Genomic DNA, 379 nt, shown 5'->3' on the forward strand with positions numbered 1-379 from the left:
CCTCGATCATCGGCGGTGGTCCGCACAGGTAGGCATCGAAAGACTGGGCCAGGAAATCGAGATCAAAGAGATCGCAGACCACGCCCGTCTTGCCTTGCCAGGCCTCGGAGGGATTCATCACAACGGTCTCGTAGGCGAAATCGGGCAGCACTTCGGTGAAGCGCTCCAGGCGATCGAGCTCGCTGAGATCGGCTTCCTGGGTCACGCCGTAGCACAGCCGGATCTGTTGATCGGTCTCGCCTGATTCCTCGAACCGCTCCAGCATGCCGAGGAAGGCAGAGAGCCCTGTGCCACCGGCGACCATCAGCAGGGGGCGCTCCACCTCGCGTAGGTAGAAGGCCCCCAGTGGGGCCTCCAGGGAAATCGCATCGCCCGGCTT

1 pseudogene is annotated in these 379 nt (G+C 63.1%); it reads right to left on the bottom strand.

Annotated features, from left to right (window positions below):
- Positions 1-379: pseudogene (antC, locus tag CVH10_RS18190) on the bottom strand (anthranilate 1,2-dioxygenase electron transfer component AntC); the annotation flags it as partial.

This window comes from Halomonas sp. ND22Bw (assembly GCF_003011945.1).
GTDB classification, from domain to species: domain Bacteria; phylum Pseudomonadota; class Gammaproteobacteria; order Pseudomonadales; family Halomonadaceae; genus Halomonas; species Halomonas halophila.